This is a genomic window from Bacillus cereus group sp. BfR-BA-01453 (assembly GCF_022662915.1).
Classification (GTDB): Bacteria; Bacillota; Bacilli; order Bacillales; family Bacillaceae_G; genus Bacillus_A; species Bacillus_A paranthracis.
The window spans coordinates 1-248 of record NZ_JAKUEN010000054.1 but is presented as its reverse complement, the minus strand read 5'-3'; the positions used below and the strand labels follow the sequence as shown (position 1 = coordinate 248).

Here is a 248-nt window from a genome sequence, read left to right as displayed (position 1 = left end):
TGGTTAAAAATTATTTCTTATGAGGGAGAGAAATGGATCAATCCAAATGGTGAGAAGAAATATGTAGAAAAATCATTCTATACGTACAATGAGCCATCTTTTGTATCTTCAAAAGGAGGTCAAGGGCAAGTCTTTTTAGCACAAGAGTTACTGGTTATTGATGGAACGACAAGTGGCTGGTTAAAAATTATTTCTTATGAGGGAGAGAAATGGATCAATCCAAATGGTGAGAAGAAATATGTAGAAAA

1 pseudogene is annotated in these 248 nt (G+C 33.9%); it reads left to right on the top strand.

Annotated elements, in window-relative coordinates:
- Positions 1-248: pseudogene (locus tag MR070_RS26980) on the top strand (C40 family peptidase); the annotation flags it as partial.